Origin of the sequence: Bacillus atrophaeus, from assembly GCF_001584335.1 — a bacterium.
GTDB lineage: Bacteria > Bacillota > Bacilli > Bacillales > Bacillaceae > Bacillus > Bacillus atrophaeus.
This window is the reverse complement of sequence record NZ_LSBB01000020.1, coordinates 219207-241170: the sequence shown is the minus strand read 5'-3', so window position 1 is coordinate 241170 and position 21964 is coordinate 219207. Positions and strand designations below refer to the sequence as shown.

Below are 21964 nucleotides of genomic sequence, written 5' to 3'. Positions count from 1 at the left end.
AAATCAAATATTTGAACACGAATTTGGCAAATTAATATGATATAGTTGGCTTACCTCTTACTTTTTAGAGCATATTGGAAAGAAGGGATATTTATATGAAAGTTCATCTCATCGCCGACAGCGCGGCTGATTTGCCCCGTTCTTTTTTCGAGGCGAACGACATTGGCTTTATACCTCTCAGAGTTTCTCTTGATGACAAAGAATATGAAGATGCGGTAACAATTCAGGCGAATGAAGTATTGGAGGCAATGAAAAACGGGAAAGCTCCCAAGACCTCCCAAGCGTCACCGCAGACGATTAAAAACACGTTTCTGCAATTCGCCGAAACAGGAGAACCTGCGCTCTATGTCGCTTTCTCCTCAGGGCTCTCCGGCACTTATCAGACCGCTGTGATGATGGCAAATGAAGTAAAGGAAGAATATCCTGATTTTGATTTGCGGATCATTGATTCCAAATGCGCTTCATTAGGTTACGGCCTTGCAGTGCGATACGCGCAAGAGCTCTGTGTCGACGGAAATACAATACAAGAAATTGAAACGTCTGTAAAGGACTTTTGCGCTCATCTTGAGCATATTTTTACTGTGGATGATTTAACTTATCTTGCAAGAGGCGGCAGAATTTCCAAAGCCTCCGCTTTTGTAGGCGGGCTTTTAAATATTAAACCGCTTCTGCACATGGAGGACGGGAAACTTATTCCGTTAGAAAAAATCAGAGGCAAAAAAAAGCTGTTAAAGCGGATCATTGAAGTAATGGCCGAACGCGGAGACAATTGGAGCGGGCAGACAGTCGGCATCAGCTACGCCGATAACGAAGACACCGCGCTTGAAATGAAACAGCTGATTGAAGACGCCTTTCATCCGAAAGAGATTATCATGCATACGATCGGATCGGCCGTAGGCTCACATTCCGGTCCGGGAACGCTGGCGATTTTTTTCTCAAGTAAATCATAAACAACAAAACCGGTAAGCTTTGTGATAAGGACTGCCGGTTTTTTACTTTTCTCTTATATGCCTGCAGGACCGAAGCAGATTGCTTTGAGCCTTCACCGTACAAATATTGGCCGCCTCGATAGCTGCTTGTTTCCTCATACTAAGAATCTGGGATGCTGTTACATAGTAAGTTAACGCCCGATAATAAATTTCACATTCAGTATATAAACATCCTCCCATTAGGCTGCCGCGCTATGCCCGCGGTTAAGGCAGACGATTTTATTAATGGAAAAGTAGGACAAAGACTTATGCCCTGTCCTTCTTTTCCTATTCTACTAATTTCTTATTCACGTAAATAATGACGCCGGCCCCATATGCCAAAATGAGCGGCGGGAGCAGCTCCTCCTGTCCGGGAAATGCGATAAAGCTGTTCAGCAGAATAAATAAACCGGAATTCAAGAAAAAGCAGCCTGCAATTCTTGCCAGTCTATCCTTGTCACGGATACGCGCCTCATTAAAACCGGCCAGTATCCAAGTTTGTTTTTTTATTCCTACATAATAGGCTACCAAAAAGAAAAGAAGCGAAATGATCGTTAACAGATAATTGATGCTTAAATCCATGTTACGGCCTCCCCGTGTTCTTTAAAATTCAAAAAAGAAAAAAACGGCACGCTACAACACCAACTAGACCGCTGCCAGATTTGCTATAACGATGATCTCTTTTTGGAATTTCATTTTGTTTTTCCTGACAGAAATAGACGATTGTCCCGTTGTTCCTTACGCCCAATAACGCTTCAGCAAACTCCTTTGGCTGCGAAAATTCCTCAGAAATCACATTTGGGAGTTCCTCGGCCTTTGTTTTGTCATTCTTCACAAATACGTGACCCTTATTTCCGCGATTGCATTCTCTCTTTCTACATCAGACATATTCTTCAGCTCTGTATATAGTTCCTCTGCATAACGCTCTATGTTCTGCTGTTTTTTCATGAAGATCGTAAAGCATGGAGAGTTTCGCGGAGTATTCCCCACATCCTGTACGGACTCCTCGGCACATGGAGGCCGTAATCAATTGGATATTCACCGCAAAAAAAGCAGGCTTGCTCTCTGGCAGCCTGCTCTCTTCTTTATTGCTTTTCATATGTCCAGCCGTTTTCCTGATAGACCTTGTTATTCTTCATCAAGTGTCCGAGCGCCCGTTTAAAGGCGGCCTTGCTCATCTGAAAGCGTTGGCGAATATCTTCCGGGTCGCTCTTGTCTCCGTATGGCATGGCGCCGTTTCTCGTTCTCATATAAGTAAGGATTTGCTCGGCGTCTACTGACAACGCATCCTGTTTCCGCGGGAGAAGCGACATGTTCACCGACCCGTCATCCTTCACTTCAATCACCCGTCCCGTGATTCTTGATCCGAGTCTCGGCTCTTCTTTTCTTTCAGAAGGGTGAATGAAGGCACGAATGCCATCGTCTGTGATCAGGAAAGAACCGGAAGCGATAAGCCTGTACACCGTTCCTGTCAGCTCTTTATTCATCACATCTTCTGACGCTTCAGTAAACAGCTCGCTGATGATGTCCTCCGGCGCGGGTTTTGCAAACATGCGTCCGCGGTTTGTCACTTTCAGCATACAATACAGCTTGTCCCCTCTTTGCGGCCACACGGATTCGTACGGCGGAAGATGCTCTGTTGCGACAAGCGCGTCCTTAGATAAGCCGACATCAACGAACACGCCCATATCGTCTACTGCGTCCACAACATCTACCCATCCATACTGCTCGGCGCTGATGACCGGTATTTTCATCGTTGCCGCAAGCCTTTCCTGCTGGTCAACGTAGATGAATACTTCTACTTCGTCTCTTTCTTCTATATCCTCTGTCACTTCACTGTTATGTAAGAGAACCGTGTCTTCTCCGTCGGTTAAAAAGTAACCGAAATCTGTTTGGTGATCTATACTCAAGGTTAATTGCTGCCCTGGTCTCATGCTATCGCCCTTCCTATTCCGCTTATGTTTTTGGCGGATGTTGTTCCTTATTTTTTTCCAATCATCCCAAATTGATTCTTTGTTCTGTTGGAAGTTTCTCTTTATTCTACTATAATCAACACATAAGTTAAATGTTATGGAGGTTTTCATATGGCAAAAGAAAGTTCTTTTGATATTGTGTCCAAGGTTGAATTCCCGGAAGTCCAAAACGCAATTCAGATTGCATTGAAGGAAATCGGCACCCGCTATGACTTCAAAGGCAGTAAAAGCGACATTACGTTAGAAAAAGAGGACCTCGTTCTGGTTTCCGATGATGAATTCAAAATGAGCCAGCTTAAGGATGTGCTCACAGGCAAACTCATTAAAAGAAATGTCCCGACCAAAAACATCGAATATTCAAAAATTGAGAATGCCTCCGGCGGCACTGTGAGACAGCGCGCGAAGCTAGTTCAAGGGATCGATAAAGAGAATGCCAAAAAAATCAACACGATCATTAAAAACTCAGGTCTGAAAGTGAAATCCCAAGTCCAGGATGATCAGGTACGGGTGACCGGAAAAAGCAAGGACGATCTTCAGCAGATTATGTCTGCCGTCCGCGGTGCTGACCTGCCGATTGACGTTCAATTTATAAATTTCCGATAAATTTTACATTTGCTATTGATTATTGTCTATATTTTCGGTAAATTTGGAGAAAGGAAAATTCCTCATCTCTTTTGGGGAATTCCGGATTTCATTTGCTCAATTAAAAACTGAATCATTGTTCTTATCAAGAGAAGCTGAGGGACTGGCCCGAAGAAGCTTCAGCAACCGGTGTAATGATTGCATCCGCAGTCATGACCAAGGTGCTAAATCCAGCAAGCTTGAACAGCTTGGAAGATAAGAAGATAGACAAATCTTTTATAAAGTCTTCTTCTTAAGAGGACTTTTTTTAATTCTCTTTTTTCCTTGCTGAATGTTATGAAGGAGGCAGACAATGGGACTTTTAGAAGATTTGAAACATCAGGTATTAATCGGAGACGGCGCTATGGGGACGCTTCTTTATTCATATGGCATTGACAGATGCTTTGAAGAATTGAATGTGTCAAAGCCGGAGGAAATCAAACGAATTCATGAAGCGTATGTTCAGGCGGGCGCACATATTATTCAAACCAATACATACGGGGCCAACTATATCAAATTATCCCGGCACGGACTTGAAGATGAAACGAAAAAAATCAATAAAGAAGCAGTCAAAATCGCGCGTGCCTCGTCTGGCGGAGCGTATGTGCTCGGGACGATGGGCGGCATCCGCACCTTTAACAAAAATGCGTACAGCCTTGAGGAAATTAAAAGAAGCTTTCGGGAACAGCTTTATCTCTTGCTGCACGAAGAGCCGGACGGACTCCTTTTGGAAACCTATTATGATCTTGAAGAAGCACAGGAAGTCTTAAAAATTGCCAGAAAGGAAACGGATTTGCCGATCGTCCTGAATGTGTCGATGCATGAACAAGGCGTGCTTCAAGACGGAACGCCCCTATCGGAAGCTCTTCGATCGCTTGTCGGTCTTGGTGCTGATGTGACGGGCATTAACTGCCGGCTCGGCCCTTATCATATGATTGAAGCGCTCACCGAGGTGCCGATTTTTGATGATGCGTTTTTATCCGTTTATCCTAACAGCTCCCTGCCATCCCTAGAAGAAGGACGGCTTGTGTATGAAACAGATGATACGTATTTCCAAAACAGCGCCATTGAATTCCGAAAACAGGGCGCACGGATTATCGGAGGCTGCTGCGGCACAACCCCGAGCCACATTCGGGCTATGGCAGATGCAGTCGGCGGCCTTGAGCCTATTACGGAAAAAGAAGTGAAAGTCAGAGCGCAGGAAACCATCTCCATTCAGCACGAGCGGACCGAGCCGGGTTTAGATGAAATCGCCTCTCAAAAAAGGTCAATAATCGTAGAGCTTGATCCGCCGAAAAAGTTGAACTTTGAGAAATTCCTTTCCGCTGCAAGCGAATTAAAAGAAGCCGGAATAGAGGCGCTGACGCTTGCGGATAACTCACTTGCGACACCGAGAATCAGCAATGTTGCCTGCGGAGCGCTTTTGAAGCAGCAGCTGGATATCAGATCTCTCGTTCATATAACATGCAGAGACCGAAATATAATCGGCTTGCAGTCACATTTAATGGGGCTCGACACTTTAGGCTTAAACGATATTTTGGCGGTTACAGGCGATCCTTCTAAAATCGGTGATTTTCCGGGGGCCACATCTGTTTATGACTTAACATCCTTTGATTTAATCAGGCTGATCAAGCAATTCAATGAAGGGCTTTCCTTATCGGGGAAACCGCTCGGCAGAAAGACCAATTTTTCTGTCGCCGGGGCGTTTAATCCCAACGTCCGCCACCTTGACAAAGCGGTGAAACGGCTTGAGAAAAAAATCGATTGCGGCGCCGATTATTTTATCTCACAGCCAGTCTACTCAGAGCAGCAGCTTGTCGACATCCATAACGAAACCAAGCATCTCAAGACGCCTGTTTACATTGGCATTATGCCGTTAACCAGCAGCCGCAACGCCGAATTTATTCATCATGAAATTCCCGGCATCAAACTGTCAGATTCCATTCGCGAGAAAATGGCGCTTGCCGGTGAAGATAAGCAAAAACAAAAAGCGGAAGGCCTCGCCATCGCCCGCTCCCTTCTCGATACGGCATGTGAGCTGTTTAACGGAATTTATCTGATCACGCCTTTCCTCCGGTCTGACTTAACGGCGGAGCTTACTTCCTATATTCAGAAAAAAGACGAAAAGCGCGAGAATGTGTTTTTGCACTAAACGTGAAAAGGGCTGCCTGAATAAATCAGGCGGCCCTCCTCTTTATGGATGACAGGTGATAATATAAAGAGGTGTCTCCCCTTCTCTTCAAACCATAGTAAAAGGAGGATATTATGATTCTTGTCAATGAAATTTCAGCAGAAGATACTTATGAAATCAGACATATGATCTTGCGTCCGCACCAAACGATAGAACAATGTAAATATGAACAAGACAAAGAGGAAGGCAGCTTTCACCTCGGCGCTTTTTTTGACGGAACGCTGATCAGTGTAGCTTCTTTTTATCGCCAAGATCATCCCTTGATTGAAGCTTCCCCATCCTATCAGATGAGGGGAATGGCGACGCTTCCCGGATACCGCAAGCAGAGAGCCGGAAGCACGCTTGTCACTCGCGCTGAACAGAAGCTTGCCGATATGGGGGCAAAAACGGTATGGTGCAACGCCAGATGCCACGTACAAGGGTACTACGAAAAGCTTGGCTGGAAGGATACTGGTGATCCATTTGATCTCCCTGGTATCGGACCTCATATTGTCATGTATAAAAAACTCAAGTAAGACGGTGATAATGATGCCAATGAGTGATGCTGCGCTTTCCGTTTTAACAAAAAAAGATGTGCCTGGCCTGTCCGCATTGTGCCGGCACGCAGGCTGGCCTGGTTATGATGAGCGGGAGCTGGGGCTTTTGCTGCAAAACGGACGCCTTTTTGGTTATAAGAATAGCAAGGGAACTCTTCTTTCTTGCTCCGGCATTTTTCCATACGGGTCTTTTGCTTCGCTTGGCCTTGTGATCGTACAAAAAGAATTCAGAGGGGCCGGTCTCGGCAAGAAGATGGTGGAAACATGCATCGTCGAACTAAACGATACCATTCCGATAATGCTTGTCGCCACCGAGCAAGGCCTTCCGCTTTATCAAAAAGCCGGATTTCAGCAAATCAGTTCCATTTATAAGTATGTGTGTGACCGCTTTTTTCCTCACACAGCGGATTCTGAAATAGACATTGTACCTTTTCAAGCAAAGGATTTTCAGGCATTAACAAAAGCAGACCGGGCGGCATTCGGCACAGGCAGAGAACGCCTGCTTCAGCAGCTCGTTTCCGGCTGTTTAGAATGTGCCGTTGCCAAAAACAAAGAGGGCAGAATTGTCGGATACGGACTTTCCCGCCAGACGCCGGACAGCTTGAGAATAGGGCCTTTAATCGCACCTTCCAGAGAATGTGCGGCTCTGTTAATCAATGAGCTTGCGGATGGGAAGCAAGGACGGATTCGGATTGATATTTCCGGAGAATACCGCTGTATCGATCCTGATCTGGCGGCCATGGGGTTTGTACGAGATACTGAATCGCCGCTGATGGTTCTTCGAAAGAGCCTTTTTCCGAAACGAAACGGACACTTAGTCGCCGTTACGTCACAAGGACTCGGCTGATTCAAACATACGTGATAAATGCCCGAATACGGTTCATTCCGTATTCGGTTTTTTACATATGACAGAGCGCTAAGCTTTTCTGAATAAACCGATATATCAAGGACATTCTAAACAAGAAAAGGAGTGAGCCTTGGTGGCACAAACAAAACAACCTAATGTGATGACTATTGTGGCAATCGGTTCCATACCGCTCATTTTAACACTGGGTAATTCCATGTTAATCCCGATATTACCGCAAATGAAATCCGAACTTCATTTATCTCAATTTCAAGTCAGTCTTGTCATAACGGTTTTTTCGATAACCGCAGCTGTTTTTATACCGATTGTCGGCTACCTCGCAGATCGTTTTTCCCGTAAGAAAATTATTATTCCTTGCTTATTTCTGTACGGGATAGGCGGATTAATCGCCGGTTTTTTCCATCAATCTTTTCCTTTGATCATGGCGGGACGCGCCCTGCAGGGACTCGGCGCCGCAGGAACAGGCCCGATCGCTATGGCCCTGTCGGCGGATCTGTTTAAAGGGGCGCAGGAAAGCAAAGTGCTCGGAATCGTCGAAGCATCAAACGGAATGGGAAAAGTCCTTTCACCCATTATCGGCTCTCTTATAGCCTTACTTGTCTGGTATGGAGCTTTTTTTGCATTCCCTGCATTTTGCGCTCTTTCTATTCTGCTGACGTGGATTTTTATTAAGGAGAAGAAAAAAGAGGAGGAGCCGCCAACGATAGGAAAATACGCAAAAGGATTATTAAGCGTATTTAAACAAGAGGGCAGATGGCTTTTCACCGCATATTTGGCGGGAGCAACTTGTTTATTTACCCTATTCGGGATCTTATTTTACTTTTCTGATGTACTGGAGAAAACCTATGATACGGACGGCGTAAAAAAAGGGCTGATTCTGGCCATTCCGCTATTGGTCATGTGCGTGACTTCATATATTACCGGAAGTAAAATCGGACAAAAGCAATCCTTAATGAAAAAGCTGATTGTTCTTGGTTTGGCGCTGATGACTATTTCTTATGCCACGCTATCTTTTTTTGAGCAATTGGTTCTCTTTATCAGCATTCTTGTCATCAGCAGTGTCGGCACCGGGCTTGTGCTGCCTTGTATCAACAGCTTCATCACCGGAGCTGTCGGGAAAGACCGAAGAGGATTTGTGACGTCATTATACGGATCGGTTCGGTTTTTAGGTGTCGCGATTGGACCTCCGATTTTCGGACGCTTAATGGAATGGTCACGACCCGGCATGTTTTTAAGCATCGCCGGCTTAACACTGGCTGTCGGCATTCTCGTGCTGCTTCTCGTCCATGTGAATCAAAATGAAGAAGAAACCAAAGAGAAAGAAAAGCCGCACCTGTCAAGTGAACGTCTGCAGCCCGCTGAAGAAAGGTAGCGACAGAGCTTTGAAAATTGAACGTATTGAAACATTCCCGCTTTTCCATCGCTTGGAAGAGCCCTATGGAGATGCAAATGGATATAAGCAATATCGGACGTGTTATCTCATCAGAATCATTACTGACACCGGGATAGATGGCTGGGGTGAATGCATAGATTGGCTGCCCTCTTTACATGTCGGATTTACCAACCGCATTATCCCTTACCTTCTTGGAAAACAGGCCGGCTGCCGGCTGCCTTTGGTTCGCACCGTAAAAAAGTGGCATCAGCGAGCGGCATCAGCTGTCAGTATGGCGTTAACCGAGATAGCGGCAAAGGCCGCCAATTGTTCCATATGTGAATTATGGGGAGGGAGCTACAGGCGGCAAATACCTGTATACGCCTCTTTCCAGTCATATTCCGATCATCAGCAGTGGATCAGCAGTTCTCTTCTTCATACTGAAGCAATGCTGAAAAAAGGGTTTAAACAAATAAAAGTAAAAATAGGCGGCAAATCCTTTGAAGAGGATGCCGCCCATATCAAAGCGCTTCAGCATGCATGCGGCGATTCAGTCTCTATTATATTGGATGCCAATCAAAGCTATGACGCGGCAACCGCTTTACTGTGGGAGCGCTATTTTTCACAATGGACGAATATTCTTTGGCTTGAGGAGCCTGTCCCTCTTGACCACATACAAGATATTGCTCTGCTCAGAAGCCGCCTCTCTGTCCCACTTGCAGGAGGCGAAAATATAAAAGGCGCAAAGCAATTTGTTCCTCTTCTTTCCCAGCGCGGTTTTGATATCATTCAGCCAGATGTCATGCACGTGAATGGAATTGACGAGTTTCGCGACTGTCTGCAGCTCGCCCGTCACTTCGGCGTCAGGGTTTCCCCTCACGCCTATGACGGTGCACTTTCGAGGCTATATGCATTATTTTCCCAAGCCTGCCTGCCGCCTTGGTCAAAAATGGAGCACAATCAGATTGAACCGCTCGAATGGGATGTGATGGACAATCCTTTTACAGATCTTGTGCCCCTTCAGCCTGCAAACGGAACGATTGATATCCCTGCCGGAACGGGCATCGGCACAGAAATCAATATGGACTTGATCAATCATTATACATGGGACGGTTCAGCCTATTAGGCTGAACCTCTTTTATTTTGACATAATAAAAGGACAGCCTCATAAAATATAAACAACGGACGAGTCTTTTTTAAAGGAGCGGCTCATGAAAGTAAAAATGATATGTATGATTCTTGCAGGAGGCGTTTTACAAGGGCTTGGCATGTCCTTGTTTTTATTCCCTCATGATATCCCTTCAGGTGGAGCGGCTGGCGTTGCCGTTTTATTCAACTATTTGTTTCATATTCCGCATGGCATTTCGGTTTGGGCTGTGAATGTGTCCATGCTTTTCACCGCCCTGAAATGGCTGGAAATGAGAACGTTTGTCGGAACCCTTGCCTCTATTACAGTCACATCTGTCTCGGTATTGATTTTCGATTCCGCCTTTCCCGATGTAGCCGCAAATCTTTGGCTTGATTTGGCAGGCGGGTCTCTTTTATTAGGGCTTGGCATCGGCCTTTTATACAAATACAAAATTTCCAACGGGGGTTTTGGCGCCCTTGCGCTCATGATTTCCATCTACCGCGGAGGGAATCCCGGCAATATTTTATTAGCCATAAATTGTGTGATCTTTTTGATTACCGCTTCTATTATTGCCTGGGCCATCGTGTTCCAAGCGCTTATTTGCCAATTAATTTCCACGAGAGTGATTGATGTAATCTATCAAATCCGTTTTGCCTCCCTTCCTCTCTTGACGCCTATGTACCGTAAAAAATGATAATGCAAGGCTCTAAAGGCTCTCCCTTCTGAAACGAGAGCCCTTAAGCCGCTTCTTTTACAGATAGAAAGTATCGGATCGCAATCCCAGCCGCAAAGTTTCTAAAGAAATCACATCTTGAAATGAAATATTGGCCATGTTCACATTGGGACCGGCTTTTTGGATAAAACCTGTTTGAAGCGTTTTATTTGGGGCTTCAAAAATCAGTTTGTTGATATCAATTCCGGAAGATAAGATATCATCAGTTATCTGAAACCGGATATCTCCATTACTGGAGCACAGGCCTCCTGTTCCGCTCTCTCTTGCTTCCGTTATGACTTTTTCAGAACCGGCTTCTATATCTTCGAGAATAGATTCGATCCACTCTTCCGGCCCTTGCTGATTCGATATCACATTATCCTTGCTTCCCACTTCACTGAATACATTAAATTCACGCGAAAAATCTGTAATGTATGCCGCTTTTTCTTTATTGGTTATCGGGATTGTTCCGTTTGATATTTCAATATACTCACAGCCGTATGATATACAGTACCGATAAAATTCATCGACCTTTTTCTGGCTTGCATACTTTTCAAATAGTGTGCCTCCGAAGAAGTACTTCACGTCATTCTCTTTCAGGCAGCTGATCTTCTCCTCCAAATCTTTCGTAATCAACGATGTCCCCCAGCCGAATTTGACAAAATCAATATAATCGGCCGCTCCTTCGATTGAATCTTTAAAAAAACGCAGTGGATAGCCATTATCAATTAAAATGGTCAGGCCGGTTTTTCTAGGTTTGATTGTTCTCAATGGCAAATCAAGCGTGAAATGATTCATATTATAACCCTCTCAATCATTGGTACTTCTTTTTCCGGATTGATTTTCATCACAAAATGGCCCGGTATTTCTTTTATGCAATAAGTGATATCGTCCGGATCAAACAATGGATTCTCACGATCGAAAAACTTCTCGGCAACATGAGAGTTTTTGATTCTCATAACGGCCTCAGCGGGTGCGATCGTCTGCTTGCCTTCAATGATGTCTTTGATATATTCGGCGCAGGCCATATCATCATCACCTGTCGGGTGGGAAGCTATGATGTTGATCACGGGCTCCTTTTGCCGGCGGCTAAGTGCAGCGGCATATTCCGCCGTTGTTTTCGCATTCGAAAAACCGGTGACCAGAATGTGTTCAGCCTGTAATGCGTGCAATGCCGCGTTTACGCCGTTAGTTGTTTTTTGAATGAGCGTCTTCCCCGCCATATCATGTCCCGCCGCACGTTTAGGAGAGTTATCTAAATCAAATCCTTTGATCCCGACGCCATTCACCTCCCCCGTTAATAGATAATCCGGGTATGTTTTTTTCAGACGAAATGCTTCTTTCGTTGTTCTGACTAATAGAATCTTCTTCGCCCCTCCGATAAAAGCATAATGGGCGACGGTGAATGCTCTGATCACATCAATTACGATATTGATGTCTGCCGGGGCGGGCGAATAATCATTTCCCTGATAAATCGTAACCGGCATCCTACCCCTCCCTTCAGGCAATAAACATTGCGGTCAAGTCAAAAAAGTATATTCATCAAACCGCCTATTGGTTCCCCGCCTCCCTTCCAATCTATGAAAGATACGGAGTAAAAACCAAGAACATTTAAGGAAAAGGTGAATAGTCTGCCTATAACTTAATCTATAGTTCAGAGAACAAACGAAGAGTTTCAGGAGCGGAGGGAATAAAGTTGAGCGAACACATCACCTATGAAACATGGAGTGGCACGGCTGCAAATGATATAACGGCAAAGCTCATCGACGAACTTGATGTTCTGAAATGGGCTTTTCGGACTTATGGGAATCAGATCGTATATGCCTGCAGTTTCGGCGCTGAGGGAATGGTGCTTCTTGATTTGATCTCTAAGATCAATAAAAGTGCGCACATTATTTTTTTGGATACAGGACTGCATTTTAAAGAAACGTACGAACTCATTGAAACAGCCAAGAACAGATATCCCGGGTTTACCATTCAGCTTCTCGAGCCCGCTCTGAGTGTAAAGGACCAGGAAAAGACATATGGCAGCGAGCTGTGGAAACACAATCCGAATTTGTGCTGCCATATGCGAAAAATCGAGCCTTTGCAAAAACACTTATCGGGAATGGATGCATGGATTTCAGGGCTGCGACGGGAACAATCACCTGCAAGAAAACATGTCAAATTCATCAACAGAGACCAAAAATTTAAATTAATTAAAATCTGCCCTCTTATTCACTGGACATGGAATGACGTGTGGAATTACATTCAGCTCAACGATCTGCCGTACAACAAGCTGCACGATCAAAATTACCCGAGCATAGGCTGTGAAATGTGTACATTGCCTTCTTCCAATCCGCATGATGAAAGAGCGGGAAGGTGGGCCGGGCGCGAAAAAACGGAGTGCGGACTGCACCTGGAGTAATCTAACTCATACAGAAATAATCAAAATGAACCTTAAAAGATGGAGGTTTTACCAAGTGAATGTAAATGAGCCTCATGGAGGGATTTTAATAAACCGGGTGGATCGTGAATGCTCTTTTGAAGGTTGTGTATGCGAAGCCGAGCTTGATCAGCTGGCATTGAGCGACCTTGAGCTGATCGCCATTGGAGGGTATAGTCCGTTAACGGGATTTCTAGGGGAGAAAGACTACCAATCTGTTGTGAAAGAAATGCGTTTGGCAGACGGTCTGCCATGGAGTTTGCCGGTCACGCTGCCTGTCAATGAAGAAACCGCAAAGCAGTTGTCCATTGGCGAAAAGGTTGCATTGGTGAAAGATACAGTTCCTTATGGAACCATGACCGTTACCGATATCTATCAGCCCGATAAGATTCAGGAAGCTCTGTCTGTTTTTCAAACGGATGACCCCGCTCATCCGGGCGTTAAAAAATTGCTGGAGCGGCCCGGCACTTATATCGGCGGCCCTATCACCGCAAGCCGCCTGCCTGAAAAAGCGTTTGAACAGTTCTATTGCACCCCGGCCGATACAAGGGCCGCTTTTGATAAACTAGGCTGGAAAACTATCGTCGGCTTTCAAACCCGCAACCCCGTTCACAGAGCGCACGAATATATCCAAAAATCGGCGCTAGAAATAACAGATGGCTTGCTGCTCCATCCGCTTGTCGGAGAAACAAAAGCAGATGATATACCAAGTGATATCAGGATGGAGAGCTATCAAGTATTGCTTGATCATTATTATCCGAAAGACCGCGTGATGTTATCGGTATTCCCGGCGGCTATGCGTTATGCGGGGCCGCGCGAAGCCATTTTCCATGCTCTCGTCCGAAAAAATTACGGGTGTACGCATTTTATCGTCGGCCGCGATCACGCGGGTGTCGGCAGCTACTACGGCACGTATGACGCGCAACAGATATTCCAATCATTTACTGAAGAGGAGCTGGGCATTAAGCCGCTGTTCTTCGAGCATAGCTTTTATTGCCGGAAATGCGGAAACATGGGCACCTCTAAAACTTGCCCCCACAGTGCGAGAGACCACATTCACTTATCCGGAACAAAAGTAAGAGAACTGCTGCGCCAAGGCAAAAAGCTCCCTAAAGAATTCAGCAGGCCGGAAGTTGCCAATGTCCTGATGAAAGGTCTGCATCAAAAGCCGATTGCCATCCAGCATATAACGGAGGTCCATCATGAGCAATAACCAGCATATCGTCTGGCACCCCACGGCTGTGATGAAAGCTGACAGGCAAAAGTTAAATCGGCACAAAAGCTGTGTTCTTTGGTTTACCGGCTTATCAGGCTCAGGTAAATCCGTGATGGCCAATGCGGTTGATGAAAAGCTGTATGAACGAGGCATACAAAGCTACGTGCTCGACGGTGACAACATCCGGCACGGTTTGAACCAAGACCTTGGCTTCCGTGCCGAAGACAGAGTAGAAAACATCCGGCGGATCGGAGAGGTTGCAAAGCTCTTTGTAGATAGCGGCCAGATTATCCTAACGGCTTTTATCTCTCCATTCAGAGAAGACCGAAAGATGGTTAAAGAGAAATTTCCTCAAGAAGAATTTTTTGAAATTTATATCAAATGCCCCCTGAATATTTGCGAAGAACGCGATCCTAAAGGGCTTTACAAAAAAGCGAGGAGCGGAGAAATCAAACATTTCACGGGAATCGACTCTCCTTATGAAGCTCCGCTTTCGCCTGATCTGACGATTGAATCAGATAAAATATCCATTGCGGATGCAGCAGACTTGATCATTCATGAACTGCATACTAAAGGAATCATATAAACGTGTGAAAAGAACCCGAATCCTTACATCGGGTTTTTTCGCGCTTTACCTTGAAAACCGCATGATTTCATTATTTAATTTTTCTTTCTCGTCAAAAAAGAGCCCATGGCCGCTTTCTTCAAACGGAATTAATTTGGCTTGTTTGATGCCGCGTTTCATTTCTCTGGCGAAATCAAACGGACATACCTTATCCTTGACGCCGTGCATAATGAGAGTCGGCACCTTAATGTCTCCGAGCTCTTTTCTTAAATCCTCATCTCTCAAAGCTATAGCGGAATGAATCGTGCCATAGGGGGAAGCATTCAGATTCAGCTCCTGAAACCATTGCCTGAATTCCGGCGAGATATGCTTTTCAAAAAATAATTGCCCGAAATCTGCAAGTGCTTTCGGTCGGTCATTTCTGAATTGGACAATCAAGTCGTCGACGTCTTTTTTCAAGAAGCCATACGGGTAATACGGCCGCTTTGTAAACGCAGGCGCCGCGGCTCCCATCAGAATCAGCTTCTTAATATCTGCTTCGTCGTGCCTCGACATGTAACGGATGGCGATGGCTCCCCCCATTGAAAATCCGGCGAGCACGGCATCTTCAAGCTGCAAGGTGTATATGACAGCCTTTACATCATCTGCCATCGTGTCATAATCATAGCCGGTCCACGGGCGGTCAGATTTTCCGTAGCCTCTAAAGTCGATGCCGATAAAACGGAAGCCTCTTTTCGGCAGCTCATTCATTTGATACTCGTACATCTGGTGATTCAACGGCCAGCCATGCAAAAAGACAATCGGCCGGCCCGAACCGATATCTTCCACAAATAGCGTCACATGCTCTTCCGTTTGAATGTAATGCCCCATTTTAAAACCTCCTGTCATGTTCCCCAGTGATCATCCGCCGCCCCTTGACGTAAAAGGACCTTCCCATTATGCTTTTAGAAATAAGCGGGACGAACCGCCATTAAACACAGTAAACATGCTGATATTCTCGGCCGGTTGAACTGTCAAAGCTTTATCGTTATAAAACTTCGCTCTGTATTCAGCCTGCTTGGAGCTCCCTGTTTTAATGACCGCTTCCAGCTGCATGGCTGCCGCGGTTAACTTCACCAGCTTTTTTAAAAGGCACTCATTTAATTATATGTATCGCATAGCTTTGCAATTTATTATCAAACTCTAAAAAAATGTCTCAGCGGAGTATCTTGCCGCAAGATCAGTAAAGGATGTCATCAGATGAATACAAGCACCATTCAAAAACCCCGAATTCCGGAAACCCTTACAGCAGCAAGCTTCGGCGAGGGGCTGACGCAAGATGATCAACTCGAGATGTGCCTGATTGAAAATTGTTCGATCATTGAGGAAGACATTGAAAGAATATGCGCAGATCAGGTGGTTTTCAGAAATGTGCAATTTATTGATGTCTCATTTCGGAATATTGAATTAACCGATGTGCTGTTTGAAAAGTGCGATCTGTCAAATGCCGATTTTAGCGGCGCTATTATCCACAGAACCGAATGGAGACAGTCAAAGCTACTAGGAATCAATTTGGCAGAAGCAACCATGCGGAATGTTTTGTTCAGCCAGTGCCCCGCCAATTTCAGTTCGTTCCTTTTTTCTAATATGAAGCAGGTTCGTTTTGATCAATGTTCACTTTTGCAATGTGAATGCAATGACGCTGTCTTGCAGCACACACATTTTGATTCGTGTGACTTGGAGGGCGCAAACTTTATCGGGACGTCTCTTCAAAAAATGGACATCAGCAGCTGCCGGTTTGAACAGATTCATGTTTCACTTGAAAAGCTGAAAGGCTGTAAAATAACTCCGCAACAGGCCACCGTATTCGCCAGAGCACTCGGCGCGGTCATTAAATAAGAGCCCCTTTTTATTTCGTGTGCTCGGACATTAATTGCCCCGCCGTTTCTGCTAATACCTTAATGCCCTTCCCGATATCAGGAAGGGCGGCGTATGAATAAGACAGCCGCAAGCTTTGCCGGTCATCTGGATCATATACTGAACCGGGATTCAGGAGAACGTTTTTTGTCAGCGCCTGGTTAAATAACCGTCTGACAGGGAGCGGCCGATGAAACGTCACCCAAATATAAAAACTGCCTGTGGTAACGTTCCATCGGGCGATATCTACCGTATATCGCTGCAGAAAACGGAGCGTTGCATCTCTTCTGGCTTTCAGCTCTTTCCTCAGCCACGCAAGATGCTCTTCATAACAAGCTTCTGCCAGCCACTTTGCCGCAGCCCACTGGGACAAAGCGCTTGAACCGAAATCTGTCTGCATTTTGATATCAGCCAGCCTCTCAATCACCGGTTCAGGTCCGGTCACCCAGCCGATGCGAAGTCCCGGACTCACCGTCTTGGATAACGTGCCCAGATACAGGACATTTCCTTCCTTATCCATCGACTTTATTGGGGCGGCGGCTTTTCTTCAAACCATAAATCTCCGTACGCATCGTCCTCTATGATTGGCATCCGCTCGTTTGTTGTCAGCCGAATCATTTCTTGTCTCCGCTGTTTTGAAAGCACAGTTCGGCAGGATGTTGTTGTGCAGCAGATTCCCGTCTTTGAAACGATCATGCTTACGTGCGGATTTTTGTTTCTTGCTTATATGGGCTGGGTGACATGGCACAGCCGGCCGAATCCAGATGAGACGCAAAAGAACGTGTTCAGCGCTAAAAAACAAGCCGCGGTTTCCCTCTTAAATCCGCACGCCATTTTGGACACTGCCGGTGTGATCGGCACCAATCGCTTCCGTACACGGGACTTGATAAATGGTTATATACGCTGTCTTGTATTGCCGTTTCTTGGGTTTGGTTTATCGTGCTGGTTTTGGCCGTGCGAATATTTAAAACGCTGGATACGGGCGGAGGACTGATGATCGTATTAAATAAATGTTCAGCTTTGGTGATGCGGGGGGGCTGCACTGCTGTTTTAAAAAAAGGAATTGCCGAATAAAAAAGAGAATAATAAATGTGAGGGGGAGTCAGATGAATAATATAGAACAGCTTTATCAGTATCACACATGGGCAAACAAACGGATTTTTGAACACGTAAAAAGCCTGCCGGCCGACATTGCCAATCAAGAAACGAAGAGTGTTTTTTCTTCCATAAATGAAGTGCTGTTTCACATGTGCCAAACAGATCATATATGGCTCAGAACGCTGTTAGGAGATTCTTTTCAAGACGCTATTGACGATCTGAGCCAATTTCAAGGTATTCGGGGGCAGCTCGAAGCGATTGAAAATCAGTTTCTATCCTTAAACGGGCAGTATAGAGATTTTTTCACCCGCCAAAAAAACTTGGACCAGCCTTTTTCCATTTATCATCAGCACTACGGCACGCTTGACACCACATACGCAGAAATCATGCAGCATATTATCAACCACGGTACGTATCATCGCGGGAATATTACGGCGATGCTGCGGCAGCTGGGGCATAAAGGAATTGCAACTGACTATATCCAATATTTGTATGGATTGAAGCAGTAAGACAAGCGGCTGGCAATCTTTTCGACTGTCAGCCCGTAAAAGAGATGCCTCTATCTGTTTCGTTCACGAACAAGCAAACCGCCCATATATGTTTTTGCACGTTTAGCATAATCATAAGGATCATAGATCGCCGGGCTCTGTTCCGCTTCAACGATGGCCCAGCTGCTGTACCGCCTTTTCCGCCAGCTATTTCACAATGGGCGCAACATCAAAGTCTCCGTCCCCGGCACCGTAAAAACCCTTTACGGACAGCCTGCCGGAAATCCAGATTTTTTCTTGAACCTCATAAAAAATATCCTTTCTTACGTCCTTTACATGCACATATCTGATTCTATTAAAATAGGTTTTCAATACTTCCAGCGGGTCGCATCTCGATCCGGAAATTCGTCGTTCGCCGAGCTGACCAGAGCAATTCCAAGCGTGATGCCTTCGTTTGAATCATTTCCCACTTTCTCTTCCATCTTTCAAAGCCGGCATCATCCTGCTGCAAGGGCGCTTTGGCGTGTTACACATCCGCGTGAATTTTATCCATGTGAATCTTTACAGGTTTGCCGGTTTTGTATGAGTCGGTTGCTGCAATTCCGATTTCTAAATTGATCGTTGCGTCGACCTCGGTGACAAGCGGACGTTTTCCTGTTTGAACGCATTCAGCAAAATGCTGGAGTTCTAAGCAATATGCTTCGTGAAAGCGAGTTTGAAAGTCTGGTATGATCTCATAGTTGCTGCCTGCTGACGTTAGGATCGTCACATTCTGATTTCGCAATGTTCCAACAAATATACTGCCTTCTGTCCCGATAATTTCCGCTCGGATATCATGGCCGTAAGGGGAGGTCCTGCTTGCTTCAACATCACCGGCCGCACCTGAATCAAACTCAAGATAGGTTAACGCTTGATCAACGTCACCGTACTCTTCCATAAACGGATTGTTCAAAATCCGGCCATGTCCGGAAACAGAGGTGATTTCGGCTCCCATCACATAACGAGCAATGTCGTAGTCGTGTATCGAGCAGTCAATAAAAATTCCGCCGCTGTGTTTGATAAACTCCGGAGGGGGTGAACCGCTGTCCCTCGTAAAGCCTTTAAAGTAAATGGGCTTCCCGATTTCTCCGGCGTCTATGCGCCTTTTTGCATCTGCATATGCGGGATCGAATCGCCTCATAAAGCCGACCTGGCAGATGACGCTTGTTTCTTTTACCTTTTCTATCACTTCTTTTGATTCTTCAAGGCTCAGCGTCAACGGCTTCTCAACGAAGATTTGCTTGCCGTGTTCCGCGGCTTTTTTGATCATCTCTGCATGGGTGCTTGTCGGGGTGACAATGATAACGGCGTCAATATTAGGATCTTCCAAAATCACATCCGGATTATCTGTCCATTTTTCCAGGCCGAACTCTTCGGCGACCTGCTCGGCCCTTCCCTTCATAGGGTCACACACGCTGACGAGCTTTGCTCCGCGTACTTCGTTGATGATGTTTCTTGCATGATAGTAACCAAGTCTCCCTAGCCCCAATACTGCGCATCTTACTTGATTCGTCATTGCCAATCAACTCCTTATGTTGTCTGACCCGGCCGCCGAAGCCTTTACATGTGATGATTCCGTCCGGGATCACCCTTAATGAAAGCGCTTTACATAATAGGTGAAATAAAGTGCCGTTTCAGCATCCAGTGGCCGCTTAACGGTTTTCTTAATTTTGCGCAAGCGCTTTCTCAACGAGGTGATTTCATTCTACAATGCCTTTTTCCCATTCGCAATATGTTTTTTGTTTTTTCACACATTCATTTCCACAAAAAAAAGACCGCTATGAAAGCCGGACTGGCGGAATGTCTTTTAATCTAGCGGTAGAATGTCTGATGACAAGCTCGGGTGGCAACATGATTTTTTGTTTTGCCGTTTTCTTTCCTTTCATTTCATCAACAAGCAGTTCGACGACTCGGCGGCCCATTTCAGGAATCGGCTGAGACATCGTGGTGAGCGGCGGATCGACCATTTCTGCAAGAACGGTATTGTCGAATCCGATGATGGACAGATCCTCCGGCACCTTGATTCCCCTTTCTCTCGCCGCCTGAATCGCCGCGCACGCCAAAACGTCGTTAAATGCAAAAATGGCGGTCGGCATGCTTCGATCAAACAATTTGCCCGCTTCTTCTTTCCCGCTTTTCAATGAAAATACTGTCGGGACAAAGAGCGAATCATCAATCGGCACGTCCGCCTCCTGCATGGCCTGCCGAAATCCTTTCATCCTGTCTTTTTCACCTGTTGTGGAGCCGTCCCCCATGATGCAGGCGATTTTTCTATGGCCCAAGGACAGCAAATGGTTCGTTGCCACATAGCCGCCGAGAAAATCGTCGATAATGACGATGTCCATCGGAACGAGCGGTTTATCTTGAGAAATCATGGCAAGCGGGATTTCATCATTGACGATATCTTCTAATGCGGACATACTGTCATGATTCTCAATTCCTGTGGCAAAAATGATACCGTCCACGCTTTTTTGCTTGAGAATTGAGAAGTATTTCGATTCTTTTTTCGAATCATGATCCGTGCTGCAAATAATGATATTGAACCCAAGCTCGTCTGCCCTGTCTTCAATGCTTTTTGCCAGCTCGCCAAAAAAGGGGTTCGATATATCCGGAGTCAGCAGACCGATAATATTCGAGCGTTTTCCTGTCAGCGCGGAGGCGTGCACATTAGGCAGATAATCCATTTCTTTCATGACACGCATCACCTTCTGCCGGGTTTTCACGCTGATTCTGCCGGTATTGTTAATGACACGCGATACTGTTGTAATGGAGACGCCTGCCGCTTTTGCCACGTCATAAATTGTTTTTTTCATCATAAATCCCTCATCCGTTCCTTCACCATTTTCGTGTTTCATTATTTTATCAGAAAAGAACAGGGCTGCGGAAGGTGGACAGGTCCAGGATATGAGGCATCGTTTATCATTGTACAAAAAAAGCCATGACGAAAGAGTCGATCATCATAATGAAAAACAATATACAAAAATAAAAAAGAGAATAGATAAACATCCCCTTTGACCATTGAACATCATCATCCGTTTTAAATCCCTGATAGCTTTTATATATCCATATGAATCCGAGGATTAAGGCAGAAATAAAATAGAGCGGGCTCAAATGATGAAGGCCGACATAAAAGGAAAGCAAAAGTGTAACGGGAACAAGCACTGTAATATACCGGTGTATGCTTATTTTTGTGACATGATTGCCTTTTACAACCGGCAATAGCGGGACGCCTGCCGCTCGATACTCTTCTTTTCGCCTGATGCCGATTGCCCAAAAATGAGGAGGCTGCCATAAGAACATAATGGCGTACAGTACAACTGCTGTCATGTCTATATGTCCCGCCACAGCGCAATATCCCATCAATGGCGGCGCGGCTCCCGGAAAACTCCCCACAACCGTGCTCCAGACGGACGTCCTTTTAAACCAGATCGTATAAATCACGGCATAGAAAATAAAAGCTAAAAAACCTAAAACAGCGGTTAACACATTCAGTGCCGCCAGCATCCCCAGTCCGGCTATTCCTAAGAATGTACCAAAAGTGATAATCGAGGCCGCAGACATTTTCCCAGTGACAGATGCCCGATGACGTGTACGGGCCATTTTGGCATCAATCTTTCTGTCAAAATAATTGTTATATACTGTGCCTGAGGCCATAACAAACGCCGTTCCGATCATAGCCGCCAGCATGGTCACAAAAAACGCGGAGCCTGTTAAAGCTTTTTCTGAACTCACATAAGCGATCCAAAACCCGCCGAATGCGGCAATTGAGTTTGATATAATAATTCCCGGTTTTACAAGCTTGATATAATCTTTAATTGTGACCCGGTTTTGCTCAAAACCGAAAACCGCTTCAGGTTTATCCACAAATCA

General features: G+C 45.5%; 23 protein-coding genes, 3 pseudogenes and 1 riboswitch. Of the genes and pseudogenes, 14 read left to right on the top strand and 12 right to left on the bottom strand.

The genetic code is table 11. The features are described from left to right. The first annotated feature begins 95 nt into the window (after nt 1-95). Complete coding sequence (locus tag AXI57_RS14805) at nt 96-950, top strand: DegV family protein (RefSeq protein ID WP_003327626.1); 855 nt, start codon at nt 96-98, stop codon at nt 948-950. A 52-nt stretch (nt 951-1002) separates the two neighbouring features. Here the strand turns inward: AXI57_RS14805 and AXI57_RS21750 are convergent. The 4 genes and pseudogenes from AXI57_RS21750 to AXI57_RS14785 form a co-directional block, all read right to left on the bottom strand. After that, nucleotides 1003-1142 (bottom strand): annotated as a pseudogene (locus AXI57_RS21750) (M4 family metallopeptidase); the annotation flags it as partial. Between the two features lie 114 nt (nt 1143-1256). Further along, the gene (locus AXI57_RS14800) at nt 1257-1550 is read right to left on the bottom strand and encodes a DUF3784 domain-containing protein (protein ID WP_061670497.1); all 294 of its coding nucleotides are present in this window, start codon (nt 1548-1550) and stop codon (nt 1257-1259) included. A 28-nt stretch (nt 1551-1578) separates the two neighbouring features. After that, nucleotides 1579-1803, bottom strand: coding sequence for a hypothetical protein (locus AXI57_RS14795; RefSeq protein ID WP_061670496.1), 225 nt, complete (start codon nt 1801-1803; stop codon nt 1579-1581). A 250-nt stretch (nt 1804-2053) separates the two neighbouring features. After that, nucleotides 2054-2902 (bottom strand): CvfB family protein, encoded by an 849-nt coding sequence (locus AXI57_RS14785; protein ID WP_003327631.1) that lies wholly within the window; start codon nt 2900-2902, stop codon nt 2054-2056. Between the two features lie 150 nt (nt 2903-3052). Here AXI57_RS14785 and AXI57_RS14780 point away from each other — a divergent pair, with 150 nt between their 5' ends. The 7 genes from AXI57_RS14780 (at nt 3053) to AXI57_RS14750 (ending at nt 10349) form a co-directional block, all read left to right on the top strand. Next, nucleotides 3053-3544, top strand: coding sequence for a YajQ family cyclic di-GMP-binding protein (locus AXI57_RS14780; RefSeq protein WP_003327632.1), 492 nt, complete (start codon nt 3053-3055; stop codon nt 3542-3544). Nucleotides 3545-3662: 118 nt separating this feature from the next. Continuing rightward, nucleotides 3663-3785: riboswitch (SAM riboswitch) on the top strand. Between the two features lie 90 nt (nt 3786-3875). Then, nucleotides 3876-5714, top strand: coding sequence for a bifunctional homocysteine S-methyltransferase/methylenetetrahydrofolate reductase (locus AXI57_RS14775; RefSeq protein ID WP_010788206.1), 1839 nt, complete (start codon nt 3876-3878; stop codon nt 5712-5714). 113 nt (nt 5715-5827) lie between these two features. After that, nucleotides 5828-6268: a GNAT family N-acetyltransferase gene (locus AXI57_RS14770; protein WP_003327634.1), complete on the top strand. Its 441-nt coding sequence runs from the start codon at nt 5828-5830 to the stop codon at nt 6266-6268. 13 nt (nt 6269-6281) lie between these two features. Continuing rightward, nucleotides 6282-7136: a GNAT family N-acetyltransferase gene (locus AXI57_RS14765; RefSeq protein ID WP_081112779.1), complete on the top strand. Its 855-nt coding sequence runs from the start codon at nt 6282-6284 to the stop codon at nt 7134-7136. A 160-nt stretch (nt 7137-7296) separates the two neighbouring features. Then, nucleotides 7297-8526 (top strand): MFS transporter, encoded by a 1230-nt coding sequence (locus tag AXI57_RS14760; protein WP_034718365.1) that lies wholly within the window; start codon nt 7297-7299, stop codon nt 8524-8526. Between the two features lie 10 nt (nt 8527-8536). Continuing rightward, complete coding sequence (locus AXI57_RS14755) at nt 8537-9652, top strand: mandelate racemase/muconate lactonizing enzyme family protein (RefSeq protein WP_061670493.1); 1116 nt, start codon at nt 8537-8539, stop codon at nt 9650-9652. A gap of 85 nt (nt 9653-9737) precedes the next feature. Next, nucleotides 9738-10349, top strand: coding sequence for a YitT family protein (locus tag AXI57_RS14750; protein WP_003327638.1), 612 nt, complete (start codon nt 9738-9740; stop codon nt 10347-10349). Between the two features lie 57 nt (nt 10350-10406). Here AXI57_RS14750 and AXI57_RS14745 read toward each other — a convergent pair whose 3' ends face one another. Then, on the bottom strand, nt 10407-11165 hold the full coding sequence (locus tag AXI57_RS14745; protein WP_061670492.1) for a phosphosulfolactate synthase: 759 nt from the start codon (nt 11163-11165) through the stop codon (nt 10407-10409). After that, entirely contained in the window at nt 11162-11854 is a 693-nt protein-coding gene (locus tag AXI57_RS14740) for a 2-phosphosulfolactate phosphatase (RefSeq protein ID WP_061670491.1), read from the bottom strand. Before AXI57_RS14740 ends, AXI57_RS14745 begins: the two co-directional genes overlap by 4 nt. A 209-nt stretch (nt 11855-12063) precedes the next feature. Here AXI57_RS14740 and AXI57_RS14735 point away from each other — a divergent pair, with 209 nt between their 5' ends. The 3 genes from AXI57_RS14735 to cysC are packed head-to-tail and all read left to right on the top strand — an operon-like array spanning nt 12064 to nt 14594. Continuing rightward, on the top strand, nt 12064-12774 hold the full coding sequence (locus AXI57_RS14735; RefSeq protein WP_061670490.1) for a phosphoadenylyl-sulfate reductase: 711 nt from the start codon (nt 12064-12066) through the stop codon (nt 12772-12774). 55 nt (nt 12775-12829) lie between these two features. After that, nucleotides 12830-14005 carry a sulfate adenylyltransferase gene (sat, locus tag AXI57_RS14730; RefSeq protein ID WP_061670489.1) on the top strand — a complete coding sequence of 392 codons (1176 nt, stop codon included), beginning with the start codon at nt 12830-12832 and terminating at the stop codon, nt 14003-14005. After that, nucleotides 13995-14594 (top strand): adenylyl-sulfate kinase, encoded by a 600-nt coding sequence (gene cysC / locus AXI57_RS14725; protein WP_061571190.1) that lies wholly within the window; start codon nt 13995-13997, stop codon nt 14592-14594. The genes sat and cysC overlap by 11 nt, the downstream gene beginning before the upstream one ends. A 45-nt stretch (nt 14595-14639) precedes the next feature. Here cysC and AXI57_RS14720 read toward each other — a convergent pair whose 3' ends face one another. After that, nucleotides 14640-15443: an alpha/beta fold hydrolase gene (locus AXI57_RS14720; protein WP_003327645.1), complete on the bottom strand. Its 804-nt coding sequence runs from the start codon at nt 15441-15443 to the stop codon at nt 14640-14642. Between the two features lie 66 nt (nt 15444-15509). Beyond that, complete coding sequence (locus AXI57_RS21415; protein WP_141292165.1) at nt 15510-15689, bottom strand: hypothetical protein; 180 nt, start codon at nt 15687-15689, stop codon at nt 15510-15512. A 123-nt stretch (nt 15690-15812) separates the two neighbouring features. Here AXI57_RS21415 and AXI57_RS14715 point away from each other — a divergent pair, with 123 nt between their 5' ends. Beyond that, nucleotides 15813-16451, top strand: coding sequence for a pentapeptide repeat-containing protein (locus AXI57_RS14715; protein ID WP_061670488.1), 639 nt, complete (start codon nt 15813-15815; stop codon nt 16449-16451). Between the two features lie 10 nt (nt 16452-16461). Here AXI57_RS14715 and AXI57_RS20990 read toward each other — a convergent pair. Next, nucleotides 16462-17117, bottom strand: a pseudogene (locus tag AXI57_RS20990) (aminotransferase-like domain-containing protein); the annotation flags it as partial. Nucleotides 17118-17127: 10 nt separating this feature from the next. Between AXI57_RS20990 and AXI57_RS22100 the strand changes: the two are divergent. Both AXI57_RS22100 and AXI57_RS14700 read left to right on the top strand, forming a co-directional pair. Further along, nucleotides 17128-17543, top strand: a pseudogene (locus AXI57_RS22100) (LysE/ArgO family amino acid transporter); the annotation flags it as partial. 32 nt (nt 17544-17575) lie between these two features. Beyond that, the gene (locus tag AXI57_RS14700) at nt 17576-18076 is read left to right on the top strand and encodes a DinB family protein (protein WP_003327652.1); all 501 of its coding nucleotides are present in this window, start codon (nt 17576-17578) and stop codon (nt 18074-18076) included. A 505-nt stretch (nt 18077-18581) separates the two neighbouring features. Here AXI57_RS14700 and iolX read toward each other — a convergent pair. The 3 genes from iolX to cyoE all read right to left on the bottom strand — a co-directional run bounded on the left by iolX (nt 18582) and on the right by cyoE (nt 21958). Continuing rightward, the gene (gene iolX, locus AXI57_RS14695; protein WP_061670487.1) at nt 18582-19610 is read right to left on the bottom strand and encodes a scyllo-inositol 2-dehydrogenase; all 1029 of its coding nucleotides are present in this window, start codon (nt 19608-19610) and stop codon (nt 18582-18584) included. Between the two features lie 262 nt (nt 19611-19872). After that, nucleotides 19873-20907, bottom strand: a complete 1035-nt coding sequence (locus tag AXI57_RS14690; RefSeq protein ID WP_061670486.1) for a LacI family DNA-binding transcriptional regulator — start codon at nt 20905-20907, stop codon at nt 19873-19875. Nucleotides 20908-21013: 106 nt separating this feature from the next. After that, nucleotides 21014-21958, bottom strand: a complete 945-nt coding sequence (gene cyoE / locus AXI57_RS14685; protein ID WP_003327657.1) for a heme o synthase — start codon at nt 21956-21958, stop codon at nt 21014-21016. Nucleotides 21959-21964 lie beyond the last annotated feature (6 nt).